13 protein-coding genes are annotated in these 16,188 nt (G+C 60.1%); 8 read left to right on the top strand and 5 right to left on the bottom strand.

Features of this window, described 5'->3' with window-relative positions:
- Positions 1–12: 12 nt before the first annotated feature.
- From alaS to AC0L8G_RS07605, 4 genes are all read right to left on the bottom strand, one after another.
- Positions 13–2,670, bottom strand: coding sequence for an alanine--tRNA ligase (gene alaS, locus AC0L8G_RS07620; protein WP_473388110.1), 2,658 nt, complete (start codon positions 2,668–2,670; stop codon positions 13–15).
- Positions 2,671–2,863: 193 nt separating this feature from the next.
- Entirely contained in the window at positions 2,864–3,238 is a 375-nt protein-coding gene (locus AC0L8G_RS07615) for a VOC family protein (protein ID WP_473388109.1), read from the bottom strand.
- 186 nt (positions 3,239–3,424) lie between these two features.
- A complete protein-coding gene (gene recA, locus AC0L8G_RS07610; protein WP_473388107.1) occupies positions 3,425–4,507 on the bottom strand; it encodes a recombinase RecA in 1,083 nt (360 codons plus the stop codon).
- A gap of 268 nt (positions 4,508–4,775) precedes the next feature.
- Positions 4,776–5,699, bottom strand: coding sequence for a hypothetical protein (locus AC0L8G_RS07605; protein WP_473388105.1), 924 nt, complete (start codon positions 5,697–5,699; stop codon positions 4,776–4,778).
- Between the two features lie 236 nt (positions 5,700–5,935).
- Here AC0L8G_RS07605 and AC0L8G_RS07600 point away from each other — a divergent pair, with 236 nt between their 5' ends.
- Positions 5,936–8,032: an AsmA family protein gene (locus tag AC0L8G_RS07600; RefSeq protein ID WP_473388104.1), complete on the top strand. Its 2,097-nt coding sequence runs from the start codon at positions 5,936–5,938 to the stop codon at positions 8,030–8,032.
- A 67-nt stretch (positions 8,033–8,099) separates the two neighbouring features.
- On the opposite strand, the gene AC0L8G_RS07595 is transcribed toward AC0L8G_RS07600, so the two are convergent.
- The gene (locus AC0L8G_RS07595; RefSeq protein WP_473388102.1) at positions 8,100–8,474 is read right to left on the bottom strand and encodes a hypothetical protein; all 375 of its coding nucleotides are present in this window, start codon (positions 8,472–8,474) and stop codon (positions 8,100–8,102) included.
- 230 nt (positions 8,475–8,704) lie between these two features.
- On the opposite strand from AC0L8G_RS07595, the gene AC0L8G_RS07590 reads away from it, so the two are divergent.
- The 7 genes from AC0L8G_RS07590 (at position 8,705) to AC0L8G_RS07560 (ending at position 16,147) form a co-directional block, all read left to right on the top strand.
- Positions 8,705–9,331, top strand: a complete 627-nt coding sequence (locus AC0L8G_RS07590; RefSeq protein ID WP_473388101.1) for a YfbR-like 5'-deoxynucleotidase — start codon at positions 8,705–8,707, stop codon at positions 9,329–9,331.
- Positions 9,332–9,453: 122 nt separating this feature from the next.
- Positions 9,454–9,945, top strand: a complete 492-nt coding sequence (locus tag AC0L8G_RS07585; protein WP_473388099.1) for a hypothetical protein — start codon at positions 9,454–9,456, stop codon at positions 9,943–9,945.
- An 18-nt stretch (positions 9,946–9,963) separates the two neighbouring features.
- Positions 9,964–10,977 (top strand): NUDIX hydrolase, encoded by a 1,014-nt coding sequence (locus AC0L8G_RS07580; RefSeq protein WP_473388097.1) that lies wholly within the window; start codon positions 9,964–9,966, stop codon positions 10,975–10,977.
- Positions 10,978–11,253: 276 nt separating this feature from the next.
- Positions 11,254–12,366, top strand: a complete 1,113-nt coding sequence (nadA, locus tag AC0L8G_RS07575; protein ID WP_473388096.1) for a quinolinate synthase NadA — start codon at positions 11,254–11,256, stop codon at positions 12,364–12,366.
- 103 nt (positions 12,367–12,469) lie between these two features.
- Entirely contained in the window at positions 12,470–14,011 is a 1,542-nt protein-coding gene (locus tag AC0L8G_RS07570) for an L-aspartate oxidase (RefSeq protein WP_473388095.1), read from the top strand.
- Positions 14,008–14,865, top strand: a complete 858-nt coding sequence (nadC, locus tag AC0L8G_RS07565) for a carboxylating nicotinate-nucleotide diphosphorylase (protein WP_473388094.1) — start codon at positions 14,008–14,010, stop codon at positions 14,863–14,865. The genes AC0L8G_RS07570 and nadC overlap by 4 nt, the downstream gene beginning before the upstream one ends.
- 70 nt (positions 14,866–14,935) lie before the next feature.
- On the top strand, positions 14,936–16,147 hold the full coding sequence (locus tag AC0L8G_RS07560) for a phage tail sheath family protein (protein WP_473388093.1): 1,212 nt from the start codon (positions 14,936–14,938) through the stop codon (positions 16,145–16,147).
- The last annotated feature ends 41 nt before the right edge of the window (positions 16,148–16,188 follow it).

Below are 16,188 nucleotides of genomic sequence, written 5' to 3'. Positions count from 1 at the left end.
GTCAGCCGGGCATCAGGCGCCAAGCGCGCGTTCGATCGATTTGATCGCATCGGCCGCGCGCGACCCGTCCGGCCCGCCGGCTTGCGCCATGTCCGGGCGCCCGCCCCCGCCCTTGCCGCCAATCGATTCAGCGCCGGCGCGCACCAGATCAACCGCGGACAATCGGTCCTTCAAATCATCGGTGACGCCAACGGCAAGCGCAGCCTTGCCGTCATTGACGCCGACAAATGCAGCGACGCCCGAGCCGATTTTCTGTTTCGCCTGATCCACCAAACCGCGAAGATCTTTCGCCGCGACACCGTCGAGCACGCGGCCGATGAATTTGACGCCGCCGATTTCGGCGACTTCGTCATCTGCAGCCGCCGCGCCGCCACCGCCCAAAGCCAGTTGTTTTTTCGTTTCCGCCAATTCTCGCTCAAGTTTTTTGCGCTCGGCGACAAGCGCTTCAATCCGCGCCGGCAATTCTTCCGTCGTGGTTTTCAGCGCGTCTGACGCCTTACGTGCAAGCGTCGCCTGGGTTTCGAGATAACGCCGCGCAGCTTCGCCGGTCAGCGCCTCAATGCGGCGGACGCCAGCCGAAACGGCGCTCTCCCCGATAATCTTGAACAGCGCAATATCGCCGATGCGGCGCACATGCGTGCCGCCGCAAAGCTCGACCGAATATGGTTTGCGCGCATCGCTCAATGACTGTCCCATGGTCAGCACACGAACGTCGTCATCATATTTTTCGCCGAAAAGCGCGATGGCGCCCGACTCGACCGCATCATCATAAGACATGACGCGCGTTTCGACGGGCGTGTTCTGGCGGATGACGGCGTTCACCCGGCGCTCGACTTCTGCGATTTCGTCGGCGCTGATGGCTTTGGGATGGGTGATGTCAAAGCGCATGCGTTCCGGCGCCACAAGCGAACCTTTTTGCGCCACATGCGATCCCAACACGTCTCGCAGCGCTGCGTGCGCAAGGTGCGTGACCGAATGATTGGCGCGGATACGGTCGCGGCGCTCAACATCAATCGCAAGATGGACCGTGTCGCCGGCCCGGATCTCGCCCTTTTCAACTTTGCCAATATGCCCATGCAGCACGCCAGCGCGCTTTTTTACATCCTCGATGACGATCACGGCGCCCTCATCGGTGGTGATGCGCCCCGCATCGCCGACCTGCCCGCCGGACTCCGCGTAGAAGGGAGTCTGATTGACGATGATCTCGACCTTGTCGCCAGCTTTTGCGGCGTCCGCAGGTTTGCCGTCGACGACAACAGCCTGCACGACGCCTTCCGCAACATCGTGAATGTAACCGAGGAACTCGCTGGCGCCGTGCTCTGAACGGAGGTCGAACCAGACGCTTTCATCAGCGGCGTCGCCAGACCCGGCCCAGGCGGCGCGCGCCGCGGCCTTTTGCGCCGCCATGGCTTTATCAAATCCGTCGACATCAACGGCGCGCCCATCGCGGCGCAGCGCGTCCTGCGTCAGGTCGAGGGGGAAGCCGAATGTGTCATAGAGCTTGAACGCCGCTTCGCCGGGCAGCGGCGCGCCAGCGGGAAGATTAACGGTTTCCTCTTCAAGCAGCTTCAAACCGCGCTCAAGCAGGGAGCGGAATTTTTCTTCTTCCGACTTCAAGGTTTCAACGATCAAGCCTTCCGCGCGAACAAGTTCGGGAAAGGCGCCGCCCATTTCACGCACCAGCACCGGCGCGAGACGCGCCATAAGCGGATCGCGAACCCCCAGGCCATGCGCATACCGCATGGCGCGGCGCATGATCCGCCGCAACACATAACCGCGGCCTTCATTTGACGGACCGACGCCATCGGCGATCAGGAAACTCGTCGCGCGCAAATGGTCTGCGATCACGCGATGGGCCGGCTTGTCGGCGCCTTCCGCTTTGCGGCCGGTCATGTCCACCGATGCGGCGATCAGCGTCTTGAACAGATCCACGTCATAATTGTCGTGCACGCCTTGCAGCACCGCAGCGATGCGCTCGAGCCCCATGCCAGTGTCAATGGATGGCTTCGGCAGGTCAGACTGCTTGCCGCCAGCAAAACGCTCATATTGCATGAAGACGAGGTTCCAGATCTCAACGAACCGGTCGCCGTCTTCATCGGGCGAGCCCGGCGGTCCGCCGGGGATATGATCGCCGTGATCATAGAAAATTTCAGAACACGGTCCACATGGGCCGGTTTCGCCCATCGCCCAGAAATTGTCATTCGTCGCTATGCGGATGATCCGCTCTTCGGGCAAGCCGGCGATCTTGCGCCAGAGGTCAAACGCCTCATCGTCAGTGTGGTACACGGTTACGGTCAGGCGGTCGGCCGGCAAGCCGAAATCCTTGTGGACCAGCGTCCATGCTGCGTCGATCGCCTCTTCCTTGAAGTAATCGCCAAAGGAAAAATTGCCGAGCATCTCGAAAAAGGTGTGATGGCGAGCCGTGTAGCCGACATTGTCGAGATCATTGTGCTTGCCGCCAGCGCGCACGCATTTCTGCGAAGACGCGGCGCGGACATAGTCGCGCTTTTCGACGCCCGTGAACACGTTCTTGAACGGCACCATGCCCGCATTGACGAATAACAAGGTCGGGTCGTTTTGCGGCACAAGCGGCGCTGACGGCGCGACGACATGATCGCGCGCGGCGAAGAAATTCAAAAATTGCGACCGAATGTCTTTCAACGACGTCATTTCTGGGCCTGCCTGTTTCATTCCCGCAAAATATTGTTCGGGAACCGCCAATATAGAAACCGCGCCGGCTCAATGAAAAGAGCCGGCGCGGCAAGGTCTTAAGCTGTGGAAGGCCGCCCGTCTAGGCGGGCCGGACCAGGGCGCTGCGTCCTGCAGGGGATGGCTTTGGCCCGAGGCCCGGGCCGCCTCCGATTTAGCCTTGGGTCATGCAGAAAGCATTGAGCTTGTTGCCGTCGGGATCGCGGAAATAGCCCGCGTAAAAGGTATCGCCGCGCGGGCCCGCCGCGCCCTCATCCTTGGCGCCGAGTTCGATCGCCTTTTTGTAGAGCTTGTCGACGGTTTCCGGCTTGTCACAGGCAAGCGCGACCATGGTTCCATTGCCGATCGTCGCGACCTTGCCGTCATGCGGCTTGATGACGCCCAGGCCCGGCGTATCCATGCTCGCCCCCCAGGCGATGAATGTCTCGCCTTCCATTATGCGCTTGGCGCCAAGCTCGGCGAGCAGCGCATCATAGAATTTCGCGGCCTTGTCCATGTCATTCGTGCCGACAGTCACATACCCAATCATCTCTCTCTCCCATAATGAATGTTTCCACGACGCCGGCCCGTGACGGCTTCTCATGACGGCCGGCATTCAACAGCTGGTCGAACGCACTGCCGGCAAATGATGGCCGGCTGACGGCGCGCATGAAAGCCTCATCGGCAGTCAAAAGCGCGACGTCACAGTGAAGTGAATGTACGAACCATCTGACGCTTACGCTTCAGCGGCGATTCCGTCCTCATCATCCTCGCTGGTTTCGCCAGTGAGCATTTCCTCAGCAACGAGGCCGGCATTGGCGCGCACGGCCGTCTCGATCGACGCCGCCATGTCAGGATTTTCCCGCAAGAACTGCTTGGCGTTTTCACGGCCCTGGCCGATGCGTTCGGAATTATAAGAGAACCAGGAACCCGATTTTTCGACCACATTGGCTTTGACGCCAAGATCGATCAGTTCGCCCATTTTCGATACGCCTTCGCCATACATGATGTCGAATTCGACCTGCTTGAATGGCGGCGCGACCTTGTTCTTCACGACTTTGACGCGGGTCTGGTTGCCCACCACCTCGTCGCGATTCTTGATGGCGCCGATGCGGCGAATATCGAGGCGCACGGAGGCGTAGAATTTCAGCGCATTGCCGCCAGTGGTGGTTTCAGGCGAACCGAACATGACGCCGATCTTCATGCGAATCTGGTTGATGAAAATCACCAGCGTATTGGATTTGGAAATCGACCCGGTGAGCTTGCGCAAAGCCTGACTCATCAGGCGCGCCTGCAATCCAGGCAGTGAGTCACCCATTTCGCCTTCAAGTTCAGCGCGCGGCGTCAGCGCGGCCACGGAATCGACGATCAACACATCAACCGCGCCGGAGCGGACCAGCGTGTCAGCGATCTCAAGCGCCTGCTCGCCCGTATCCGGCTGGGAGATCAGGAGATCATCAAGATTGACCCCGAGCTTTTGCGCGTAAATCGGATCAAGCGCATGCTCTGCGTCGATAAAAGCGGCGGTCCCGCCCTTCTTTTGAGTTTCGGCGGCAACATGCAGCGCCAGCGTCGTCTTGCCCGAACTTTCCGGCCCGTAAATTTCAACGACCCGGCCCTTGGGCAGTCCACCGATCCCAAGCGCGATGTCGAGACCGAGTGAGCCGGTCGAAATCGATTCAATATCGACAACCTCGCGGTCGCCCAAGCGCATCAGCGAGCCTTTGCCGAAGGCCTTATCAATCTGAGAAATCGCCGATTCCAGCGCTTTTGACTTATCCATGCCGCCCGTCTCCACTACCCGCAATCCGCTTTTCATTACCGCCGCCTCCGTTGCCTACAGGGACCCGCCCTGTCAATGAGGCGCATATGTACGCTATTTGTTCTCGTTTTGCAATATCGATAGTAAACTGATTTTATTACAAATTTCACATTTGTTCTATTTATGTGCCCGCCCGTAACCTATCGGGATTATACCCGCTCAGCAAAACCGGACTGAGGGCCGTCTGCGTAAGAATACCGATTCGGCCGGGCCCCGCGACAGCTTGTTTTCACTCCCCCTCCTGCTTGCGCCTTGAAATGGCGGCTCAGGCTCCCCGCCCGCGCTCCTGGCCGGAAAGGTAACGATAAGCGACGCCGCCCGCGACGCTCGAAAATGAAATGCTGATGATCATGTAAAGGTAAGTGGCGATGGAATAGGTCCAGAAGCCGGGCTTGGACATGTCGTAAAGCTCCATCTGCATCTCAAGCATGCGCTGCTCCAACTCCTTCATCATCGCCTCATCCGTGCCGGCCGCGATCACTTCCGGCAGCATGGCGAGCATGTTTCCGGCGCCGAAGACCGCGTAGATACCGGCGATAAAGGCGAGCACCACGCCCCACAAAATCCAGTAAAGGAACAGGCTCCAGACCGCGCCTTTCGTCACCTGCCAGGAGCGTCCGATGCCGATTTCGCGCTCCGCCACAGTGGCGGGAAAAATCAGGGACATGCGCAAGGCGAACCATAACAAAGCAATGAAAAACACCGCCGTAAGCAAGGCGATCACGATTCCGCCAACCGCCGGCGCCGCCAGGGAAGACGCCAATCCCGCGACGATAACGCCCAGCATCCCGGCAAAGCTTGCGACCGAGAGCATGACCACCCAAATGATGTAGCAGGCCAACACGCGAAACTCGTCGGCGCCGAACCAGAGATAAAACGGCAGGAAGCGCGGACCATCGCCGCGCATGACATGGCGCAGCACGCCGGCGACAAGCATCGGGTACAAAATCGCCGACGCCAGATAGACATAGCCGGAGGATTTTACGCTCTGACCGAGCGTCACCAGCACCGCTTCATCGCCGTCGCTTGCCGCGAGGCTCAACTGCGCCTCAAGCATTGTCGGCATCACATACGCCATCACCGCCATCATCAGCAGCGCCGGCAGCCAGGTGATGCGCAACAGGGTCAGGAAATGCGCTGCGATATAGGAGATCGACGCCCCAAAGGCGGTGAACACAGGCAGTTTCATGGCTCGCCCCTCACGTCGCTTGGCGCCGCTATTACGGCCCCGGATCGCCAGTGATGCGGGAAGCCTAGCTTGGAAGATCGTCACAAAACAACCGTAAAAAAAACGCAACAAATACGGGCGGAAACGCTAAAACGCCCCTATCTATGCCGCAGTGCAAACCGGTTCTCCTGGACCGAAAAATCCGCTATGACGCGTGCGTTGCCGTCATACCCTGCAAATGAGTTTTGGAAGGCGCTATGAACCGTTTTTTCTTCGTGATTATTGCTTTGATCTCCGTCGCGCTGGCGGTTGTCGTTTTCATGCCGGGCCTGCTTCCCGTCGCCGCCTTCAAGGGGCAGATCGAAACCAAGGCCTCTGAGGCGCTTGGGCGCGAGGTCACGATCGGCGAGAACCTGTCCTTCCGGATTTTTCCGCGCACGGCGTTTCACGTTGAGAATCTCGAAATCGCCAATGCAGATGGATTTGACGGCGACTATCTCGCCCGGGTCGAGGAAGCCGATATCGGCGTGAAGCTGTTGCCGCTGCTGTCGCAAACCGTCGAGATCGACCGGTTCGTGCTGACCCGCCCTGACATCCGCCTCATGCGCGCGAAAAGCGGCGCCATCAACTGGAACCTTGCCCGCGAAGAAAGCGCAGGCGATGCGGGGCAACAAAGCGGCGAATTGCGCGAGTTGAAGCTCGGGGATGTGCGTATTGTTGACGGCGCTGCGCGCTATCAGGACGGCGCGTCGGGACAAAATTATGCGGCGAGCGACATCAATCTCGCTGTCGTGCTGAAAAGCCTCGCCGAACCGCTCGAAGCAAAGGGCGCGATGATCTTTCAGGGCGAACCGACCGAAATAGATATTGTGCTGACCAGCCTCGCCAACATCATGGCGAAGGAGCCGAGCAATCTGAAGCTCAACCTCAAAGTCGGCGACGCTGTCGCCGGCGCCGATCTCGCCATCGCTACCAAAGACGGACTGCGCTATTCCGGCCCGGCGACGCTGAACGCGCCAGACCTGCCTGCATTCGCGGCGCTGGTCGGCGCTGAGCTTGCAGACGCGCCGGGCTTCGACAACCTGTCGGTTAAGGGCGATCTTGACGGCGACGACGCCAGCTTGCGCCTGAACAACTCGTCAATCGTCTTCGACGCAATCGCCGCACAGGGCGCCGTCTCGCTCAATTGGGCCGGCGCGCGCCCGAAAGCCAGCGGCGTTCTGTCTACGGACAAACTTGATTTGCGTCCCTATATGCCGCCGCCATCGCAAAGTTCGGAAGGCTTTCCCGCCTGGTCCGAAGCGCCGATGGATTTTGCGAGCCTCAATAATATTGACGCGAATTTTGACATCTCGACCAATTCGATTTTCATCAACGATCTGGAATTCGGCGAGAGCCGGGTAAAAATGACGCTTGATGCAGGCCGGATGACGGCGGAAATTCCTGAGCTGTCAATGTATGGCGGACAAGGCTCCGGCCGCATGGTCGTCAATGCGCGCGGCGCCACCCCCTCCTTCGCCGGAAACTTCGATGTGGGCGCGGTGAGCGCGCAGCCATTTTCTGCAGACCTCTTCAAAACCGACAATCTGCTCGGCATTGGCGCGTTCAAGCTGAATTTCACGGCGTCGGGCAAAAGCCAGGCCGCGATCATGAAAACCATCGACGGCTCCGGCGGTTTTGACCTCGCCGATGGCGCGCTGAAGGGCGTGAATATTGCTGGCATGGTGCGCGCCGCAGGCGAATTTACCGAGGGCTTGAACCCCGCCGCCTTGCAACGCGCGGTCGCCCAGGCGCGCGGGCCATCACAACAAACGGACTTTTCCGAATTCCTGTCGGATTTCACCATCGCCAATGGCGTCGTTAGCGCGCCGACGATTACGCTCAATGGGCCCTATCTGAAAATGACCGGCAAAGGGACCGTCAACCTTTCTGCGCAAACGATAGACCTGCGCCTGTCCCCGCGCGCCACCTCAACGATTGACGGTCAGGGCGGGCGCGTCTTCACCGCGCCGGTAAAGATCGGCGGGACATTTTCAAAACCAACAATCGGCGTTGATGCGGAATCGCTGGTGCGCTCCGGACTCAAAAACACGCTGGAGAAAGCCCTGACACGGGACAAGGAAGACGAAGACGGGGAAACGACGGAGCAGGATCCGGCCCGCACAATTCTCGAGGGCATTATCGGCGGCAAACCGAAATCAGGCGATGAAAATAAAACCGGTGATGAAGCAAGCGCTCAGTCATCAAAAGATGTGCTGATCAATGAAGGCCTGAATGCGATCTTCGGAAAGAAAAAGCCTGCGGCGCAAGAGCCGACCGAAGACCCTGCCGACGAAAAAGAGCCGCAACAATAAAAAAACCGCCCGCTTAAATAAGCGGGCGGCCTAAACGTTTCCTACGCTGCGCGCGCGGAAGGCGACTCTATTGATGCGCCGCCGGATCGGGACAATCTGACTTTGAACGCCGCATCAGCAAAACGATCAGGATCAGCGCGATAATCGGCGATCCGATAATAAAGAGCGTCAGCGCCACCGCGCCGCCCGCCGCAACAATGCCGATCAAGGCGCCGATGAGCGCGACAATCAGGCTGAACACTGCTCCGATAAGACCGAGGATGAGGCCGGCAAGGCCGCCAAACCCTGCAGCGATCGCTTCGGCGATCGTCAATTGCGTGTCAGCATAAAAATATGCCCCAGCGGAAAGCGCCGCGCCCAGAAACAAAATCAATACCACCGGCGCAACAATCCATCCGACGCCGCCAGACCGTCTGGTTTCTTGATAATCAGAAGTCGTCATTTTCGCACCCCGTTTTCGAACAGTGAACCGTTCGCCTTTTCTTTGATGATTTCTAAAACGCGAGAACTGTTCTGATAGTGGGTGCTTTTTCCGAAGCGCTCAAGCCGGTCCAGCGCAGGAATTGGGCGGCTCGTCGCGTTCACCGGTGGAAATCAGCGGCCTTGCCGCATCGCCAGCGCTTTGCTAGGCGATGCGCCCGTCATTGAACGGTCAACCCGGGAAGGAACAAAATGGCGCGCAAAGCCGCATTGACCGCCGAGGCCGCGCCACGCGCCTGGCAACGCATGCTGTCAGGCCGCAGGCTTGACCTGCTGGACCCGTCGCCTATGGATGTAGAGATCGAAGACATCGCCCATGGTCTCGCCCGCGTCGCGCGCTGGAACGGACAAACCAAAGGACCGATCCCGTTCAATGTCGCTCAACATTCGCTCATCGTCGAAAGTTTTTGCGGCGAGCTGAAACCCGGTTGGCCGGTGAAATGGCGCCTCGCCGCCTTGCTGCACGATGCGCCGGAATTCGTCATTGGCGATATGATTTCGCCGTTCAAAGCCCAGCTTGGCGAGCAATATAAAGCCATTGAAAGCCGGCTTATGCAGGCGATCCATTTGCGTTTCGCCCTGCCTGCGCATCTGCCGGATGCGGTCGAAAAGCTGATCAAGCGCGCCGACCGGGCCAGCGCCTATTTCGAAGCGGTGCAGATCGCCGGGTTCGAGGTCGAAGAGGCAGGTAAATTCTTCTCCAATCCGCGCGGGGTGACGCCGCTGACGCTCAAGGCGATGACCTCCGTCGATGCGCAGGAAGCCTATCTCGAGCGGTTTTTCGAGCTTTATGAAACCCATAAGAGTGCGACCGGGTAACAATTCCGGCAAATCAAGCGGCTGTGAGCCTCAGGTCCATTCCATCACGGGGCCGAAACACCTATGTTTTGGGACGAACCGCACGCTAGGCGGTCTGAAATTCGTTAAGCCAGCATGTCCTAATGCCACACGTCGTTATCAGTTCTCTCGAAGCCGCACCCGCCGCCTGCGATCATTGCGATCCCGGCTTCGTCGTTTCAATTCTCGACAAAGACGACACCGCACCCGAACGATTTGAGTGTTTGCCGAAAGAGCGGCATTTGAAGCTCGATCCCACGGCCAGCGAAAACGACATGGCGCCGGCGATCATCGCCCTGGCCAACGCCTGGGCCAAGACAGAAGATAATGTCCTTATCCATTGTCACCGCGGCGTCGCCCGCTCCACCGCCATCGCCTATATCATGATGTGCGTGCGCGAGCCTGAAATGTGCGAGCAGATGATCGCCCGGCGGTTACGCATGGCCGCGCCTCACGCCGACCCCAACCTGCTTTTGGTGTCGGAGGCTGACGCATTGCTCGGCCGCGAGGACAGGATGGTCGGGGCGATACTCGATCTGTGCCCATGCTGCTCGACTGTCTGCGCGCCGATTGTGACCTTGCCTGTAGGCCCGTAAATCCTCCATAGAAAGCATGTGAGGAAACCACCCGCCCCTTCGCTCGCGACCAATGTCGCCATTGCACTCAATGCAGTGATCGCCGTGGTCGACGGCGACCGCCCGAAAGTCCTGTGCGTGCGTGCGCCAAGCGCCGGCGCCTCACCAGAGAAGAAGCGCCACCTCGCGCTGCCCTATGGACCCTTCGATCCGGAACGCCACCGGACCTTTGAAATCGGCGTGCGCGAATGGGTCGAACGGCAAACCCATGTTTCGCTTGGCTATGTGGAGCAGCTCTACACATTCGGCGACAAGGGCCGCGAAGCGCCCGCCGCCGCGCTATCCGGCGGCGATGGCGAACGTGTTGTCTCTGTCGGCTATCTCGCTTTGGCGCCCGCCCCTGCTGACATTCTCGCCGAGGATGCGCTCTGGGCGGACTGGTATTCGTTTTTTCCCTGGGAGGACTGGCGCGCCGGCGAGCCGCCTATACTTCGTGACCGGATCATTCCGGGCCTCAACGCATGGGCCAATCGCGGCGCCAGCAAGGATCAAAAAGCTGCGCGCATCGCGCGGTTCAATGTCGCCTTCGGCATTGACGGCTTTGGCTGGGAGGAAGAGCGCACGCTCGACCGCTATGAAGTCATGTATGAAGCCGGCCTTGTCTTCGAAGCCTTGCGCGATCAGGCCGACGCAAAGGCCGCCCCCTCCGACGCCGGTATCGCCATGATTTCCGATCACCGCCGCATACTCGCCACGGCGATCGGGCGCCTGCGCGGCAAGCTTAAATACCGGCCGGTGATTTTCGACATGGTGGCGCCAACTTTCACCCTGTTGCAGCTTCAGCGCGTGGTGGAGGCGATTGTCGGCTTTGAGTTCCACAAACAGAATTTCCGGCGCAGCGTGGAAAAGTCCGGCTTCGTCGAGGCGACAGGAGAAAGCACCGGCGAAACCGGCGGACGCCCCGCCGCCCTTTTCCGCGTTGACCGAGCTGGGCTGAAAGACCGCGCTGCGGCGGGCCTTGCTATTCCACGCCTGCGCCGGCCCAGCGAATAGTCATTACGAAAAACACAGGGCAATGTCGCGAATCGTGATCAAGCCAAAAGCGCAATTGGTGCGTATTTGACCCAAAGCGAAACCTTTTGCCCCTATTTCGCGTCGCATCGTCACGATTCCATGACAGTCAATTGACCCGTATAGGTTTTTCACTAGGGTCTGGCGCTTAAAGCCCTTGCGGACTGATTTTTCCGCCCTATATATGCTCTAGTTGAGCATAATAGTTCTTCTGAGGAAGCCTGACCCTTTCAGGCGACGAACGCTGGAGACGACGACATGCCGGATTCTTCTGGAGCCGTGATTGGCGAGCGCGCAAACGCACTCCTTCCCTATACCGACGAGGTCAAAGCGAAGACTGATCACCTCTATCCGAAAGTCGCGAAGCTCATTCCCGAAATCGAGTGGCGCACGCATGCGCCCTATATCGCCGCGATCAACGATCTGAAGAAACAGAAAAACGCGGTGATCCTGGCGCACAATTACATGACGCCGGAGATCTTTTTCTGCGTCGGCGATTTCGCCGGCGACAGCTTGCAACTCGCCAAGGAAGCCGCGCGTTCAGACGCAGATGTCATCGTGCAGGCGGGCGTTCACTTCATGGCGGAAACCTCGAAAATTCTGTGCCCGGAAAAAACCGTGCTGATCCCCGATCTGCGCGCCGGCTGCTCCCTCGCCGCCTCAATCACCGGCGCCGATGTGCGTTTGCTGAAACAGAAATATCCGGGCGCACCGGTCGTCACTTATGTGAATTCGACCGCCGACGTAAAAGCGGAAACCGATGTGTGCTGCACCTCGTCAAATGCGGTTGAGGTCGTCGAATACGCGGCGCGCGAATGGAACTCAGACATCGTGCTGTTCCTGCCTGACCAGTATCTCGCGAAGAACGTCGCGGCGATGACTGATGTGAAGATCGTTACATGGGCCGGCGCCTGTGAAGTGCATGAGCGCTTCACCGCCGAAGACATTCGCGAAATCCGTGAAGGCAATCCCGGCGTTCTTGTGCTAGCGCACCCTGAATGCCCGCCGGACGTGCTCGCCGAAGCGGACTTCGCCGGATCGACCAGCGGCATGAGCAACTACGTCAAGGACAATCAGCCGAAAAACGTCGTGTTGATCACCGAATGCTCCATGTCGGACAATGTTGCGCTGGAAAATCCGAATGTGAATTTCGTCCGGCCCTGCAATCTCTGCCCTCATATGAAGCGGATCAGCCTTCCCGCAATCCTGCGCTCGCTGCAGACCATGGAGCATGAGGTGTTGATTGATCCGGACATCATCGACAAGGCGCGCCGCCCGATTGAGCGCATGATCGCACTGCCGTTAACCAGACAGTCCATGTATGACCACCAGCATGCGCCGGAAGTGTTCGCGCTAGAGGCGCGGGCTTAGAAAAAACATGAGCGAAACATCAACTCCGCTCATCCCGGCGCAAGCCGGGACCCAGTAGAAAAAGGATCTGGATCCCGGCTTGCGCCGGGATGAGCGGGCATAAATGGATCAACAGTCAGACATCCTCATCATCGGCGCGGGCGTTGCGGGGCTTTATACCGCGCTAAAGCTGGCGCCGCGCCCGGTCACCATCATCACCGCGCGCCCGCTCGGCAAGGGCGGCGCAACCCCATGGGCGCAAGGCGGCCTCGCGGCCGCCGTCGGCCCCAACGACACGCCGAACCTGCATTTCGCCGACACCATGCAAGCCGGCGCCGGCCTGGTTGATCCGGAAGCGGCGCATATTCTCGCTGTCGGCGGACCCGAAGCGGTCGAGGATTTGCTGCGCTTCGGCGTAAAGTTCGACCGCGACGAAAACGGAAATCTGAAAGTCGGCCGCGAAGCCGCCCATTGCCGCGACCGCATCGTCCACGCCACGGGCGATCAAGCGGGCGCCGCGATTATGGAAGCGTTGATCGCCGCCGCGCGCGCGTCAGAACACATCACCATCCTCGAACGCATCGTTGTTGAGGATCTGCTGGTTGACGACAATGGCGTTGTCGGCGGCGCGCTGGTGTTTGATGTCGCCGCGGGCGAGCGCGAAGCCTATGAAGCTGCGGAAGTCGTGATGGCCACTGGCGGGCTTGGCGGTCTATATGCCGTCACCACCAATCCCGTCCCCGCGCAAGGGCACGGCTTGGCCTTCGCCGCGCGCGCTGGCGCGGTGATCCGCGATCCGGAATTCGTGCAATTCCATCCGACCGCGCTCAATATCGGCATCGACCCCGCGCCGCTCGCGACCGAAGCCCTGCGCGGCGACGGCGCCGTACTCGTCAACAAAGACGGCAGGCCCTTTATGACCGGTTATCACCGCGATGGCGATCTCGCCCCGCGCGACATTGTCGCTCGCGCGGTTGAGGCGGAATTGAAATCCGGGCGCGGCGCCTTTCTCGATGCGCGCGACGCCATCGGCGCGAAATTTCCCGGCGCCTTTCCCACGGTCTTCGCCTCCTGCCAGGCGGCGAATATCGATCCGCGAACGGAACTTATGCCCGTCGCCCCGGCGGCCCATTACCATATGGGCGGCGTTGAAACCGATCTTGACGGACGCACCAATGTGGACGGGTTATGGGCGGTTGGCGAAGTCGCCTCCACCGGCGTGCATGGGGCGAACCGCCTCGCCTCCAACTCCCTGCTTGAGGCCATTGTATTCGGCGCCCGCATCGCCGACGAGTTGCGCGATGCGGAGCTGGAGTCCACGCAAGACGCCGGCGCGCCGGGCGACCGCATGGAGCTTCCCTCCAAGCCGGCGCCCGCAACAGAGATGGCGCGCCTGCGCGCCGCCATGAGCGAACATTGCGCCCTGATCCGAGACGGCGAAGGCCTCGCCGATCTGCTCGAAATCATTCACGAGATGAACGCGGCGGCGACCATGACCAGCGGCCTGAAAAGCGCGCTGGTTTCCGCAGAGCTGATCGCGCAAGGCGCATTGGCGCGAGAAGAATCCCGCGGCGGACATTTCCGCAGCGATTATCCGAATCGCGCCGAAGAGCCCTATCACACGGAAATTGCCGCCACTTATATCTACGACGAGGATGGAGAATGATCGCCCGCCTTTCGCCGCTAATCGTTGAAGACGCCGTCGCGCGCGCGCTGAAGGAAGATTTCGGCGACGCTGGCGACATCACCACCAATGCAACTATTCCGGCGGACGCGAACACAAAAGCGGTGATCGCCGCGCGCAAGCCCGGCGTCGTCGCCGGTGTTGACGCCGCGCTCGCCGCCTTTCGCCTGACCGATCCGGCGATCACTATCAGCGTTGAAAAAGACGATGGCGCGCGCGTCGCAAAAGGCGACGTCATTCTATCCATCAACGGCCCCGCACGCGGCGTCCTTTCCGCTGAACGGGTCGCGTTGAATTTCATGGGGCATTTGTCTGGCGTAGCGACTGCAACCGCTGACCTTGTTGATGCGGTGCACGGCACCAACGCCAAAATCGTCTGCACGCGCAAAACCCTGCCCGGCCTGCGCGCCTTTGAAAAGCATGCGGTTCGCTGCGGCGGCGGCCACAACCATCGTTTCGGCCTCTATGACGCGGTGATGATCAAGGACAACCACATCGCCGCATCTGGCGGCATCACCAAAGCGCTCGCTGCTGCGCGCGCCGCAGTCGGCCACATGGTCAAAATCGAAGTGGAAGTGGACGGGCTGGCGCAACTCGAAGACGCCCTCGCCCATGGCGCCGATGTTGTCCTGCTCGACAATATGACGCCCGCGGACCTGAAGCGCGCCGTCGAGATCAACAATAAAGCTAATGGGGGCCGCGCCGTCCTTGAAGCCTCCGGCAATGTCACAATCGCCACTGTCCGCGCCATCGCGGAAACCGGCGTCGATGTGATCTCTTCAGGCTGGATCACCCATTCCGCGCCAAATCTCGATCTCGGCCTCGACTTCCTCTAGGCGCCGCATTCGGCTGGGCGATGATTTGTGTTAGCCTTACGGGGCGTGTGAATCATCAGGGGGAAATCGCATGACAGACAAGTTTTCACGAAGACTGTTTCTTGCGGGCGGCATCGCAGCCGGCGCCGCAACGCCAGCCATGGCGCAAAAACGGGCAGCGCCGCGCTATCAGACGCCAGGCGTTTATGTGGAGGAAATCCCCTCAGGGGTCCGCGTGATACGGGCGCCGGAAACATCAACCACGCTTTTCGTAGACGTGTTTGGCGGCAGCGATATTGAAACGGTCACCAGCATTTCAGATCTGCATACGAATTTAGCCAGCCGTCCCGGCGTCAGCGCCGAAGCGCTGGAAACCGTCACCATGTATTTTCGCAATGGTGGTCGCAAGGCGCTGATCGCCAGCGTCGATAATAACAGCGCTAGCGGCATTCTCGGCGCCGCCGGCGGCAATGGTTTGCGCGCGCTATTAAATGGCTCCGCGCTCGGCGTCGACTTCATCTGTGTGCCACCCGCCGCCGCCCTCACCGTTGCGGAAGCCGCGAATATCTACAGCGAAGCGCTGCTGCTCGCGGTCGAGCAAAAAGCGATGCTGCTGATGGATGCGCCGCCAACCGCAACCTTTGATACGAGTGACTTCATTGCAAACTGGCGCGGCCTGCTCGGCGTCAATGACCGCAATGCTGCGCTTTTTGCGCCGCGCCTGACGGTCGGCGGATTTGCAAATTCTCTTTGCGCAAGCGCCGCCGCCGCCGGGATCGCCGCACGCATTGACTCCGCGCGCGGTGTCTGGAAAGCGCCGGCTGGCATGCAGGCCGCGCTTGCAGGCGCCGCGCCAGCTAACGCCCTGACCACCGCCGACACCGAACTGCTGAGCCAGGCCAATGTGAACGCCATCCGCACCTTTCCGGGCCGCGGCGCAATGGTCTGGGGGGCGCGCACCTTGTCGAGCGATCCCGAATGGAAATATTTGCCCGTGCGACGCACCGCGCTGTTCATCGAAAAAAGTCTCGACAGCGGATTGGAGTGGGCGGTGTTCGAACCCAATGCGGAGCCGCTTTGGGCGCAGATCAAATCGGCCATTGAGAATTTCATGCAAGGCCTGTTTCGGCAGGGCGCCTTTGCCGGCGCCATCCAGCGAGACGCTTATTTCGTGCGCTGCGACCGGTCGACCACAACGCAGAGCGATATCGACAACGGAATCTGCAATATCGAAATCGGCTTTGCGCCCTTGAAGCCCGCAGAATTCATCATCCTCCGCCGCGCGCAGCGGGCTGCCGCGTGAATGCCGTTTTCGATGCCAATTTCGGATTAACCCAGGCTCGC

It is taken from the genome of Hyphococcus sp. D3-15 (genome assembly GCF_055809375.1).
This window is presented reverse-complemented; position numbering and strand designations above follow the sequence as displayed.

What these genes read in the sequence shown, in the direction of transcription:
- alaS (WP_473388110.1), bottom strand. Translation starts at nt 2,670, where the DNA reads ATGACGTCGTTGAAAGACATTCGGTCGCAATTTTTGAATTTCTTCGCC.
- AC0L8G_RS07615 (WP_473388109.1), bottom strand. Translation starts at nt 3,238, where the DNA reads ATGATTGGGTATGTGACTGTCGGCACGAATGACATGGACAAGGCCGCG.
- recA (WP_473388107.1), bottom strand. Translation starts at nt 4,507, where the DNA reads ATGAAAAGCGGATTGCGGGTAGTGGAGACGGGCGGCATGGATAAGTCA.
- AC0L8G_RS07605 (WP_473388105.1), bottom strand. Translation starts at nt 5,699, where the DNA reads ATGAAACTGCCTGTGTTCACCGCCTTTGGGGCGTCGATCTCCTATATC.
- AC0L8G_RS07600 (WP_473388104.1), top strand. Translation starts at nt 5,936, where the DNA reads ATGAACCGTTTTTTCTTCGTGATTATTGCTTTGATCTCCGTCGCGCTG.
- AC0L8G_RS07595 (WP_473388102.1), bottom strand. Translation starts at nt 8,474, where the DNA reads ATGACGACTTCTGATTATCAAGAAACCAGACGGTCTGGCGGCGTCGGA.
- AC0L8G_RS07590 (WP_473388101.1), top strand. Translation starts at nt 8,705, where the DNA reads ATGGCGCGCAAAGCCGCATTGACCGCCGAGGCCGCGCCACGCGCCTGG.
- AC0L8G_RS07585 (WP_473388099.1), top strand. Translation starts at nt 9,454, where the DNA reads ATGCCACACGTCGTTATCAGTTCTCTCGAAGCCGCACCCGCCGCCTGC.
- nadA (WP_473388096.1), top strand. Translation starts at nt 11,254, where the DNA reads ATGCCGGATTCTTCTGGAGCCGTGATTGGCGAGCGCGCAAACGCACTC.
- AC0L8G_RS07570 (WP_473388095.1), top strand. Translation starts at nt 12,470, where the DNA reads ATGGATCAACAGTCAGACATCCTCATCATCGGCGCGGGCGTTGCGGGG.
- nadC (WP_473388094.1), top strand. Translation starts at nt 14,008, where the DNA reads ATGATCGCCCGCCTTTCGCCGCTAATCGTTGAAGACGCCGTCGCGCGC.
- AC0L8G_RS07560 (WP_473388093.1), top strand. Translation starts at nt 14,936, where the DNA reads ATGACAGACAAGTTTTCACGAAGACTGTTTCTTGCGGGCGGCATCGCA.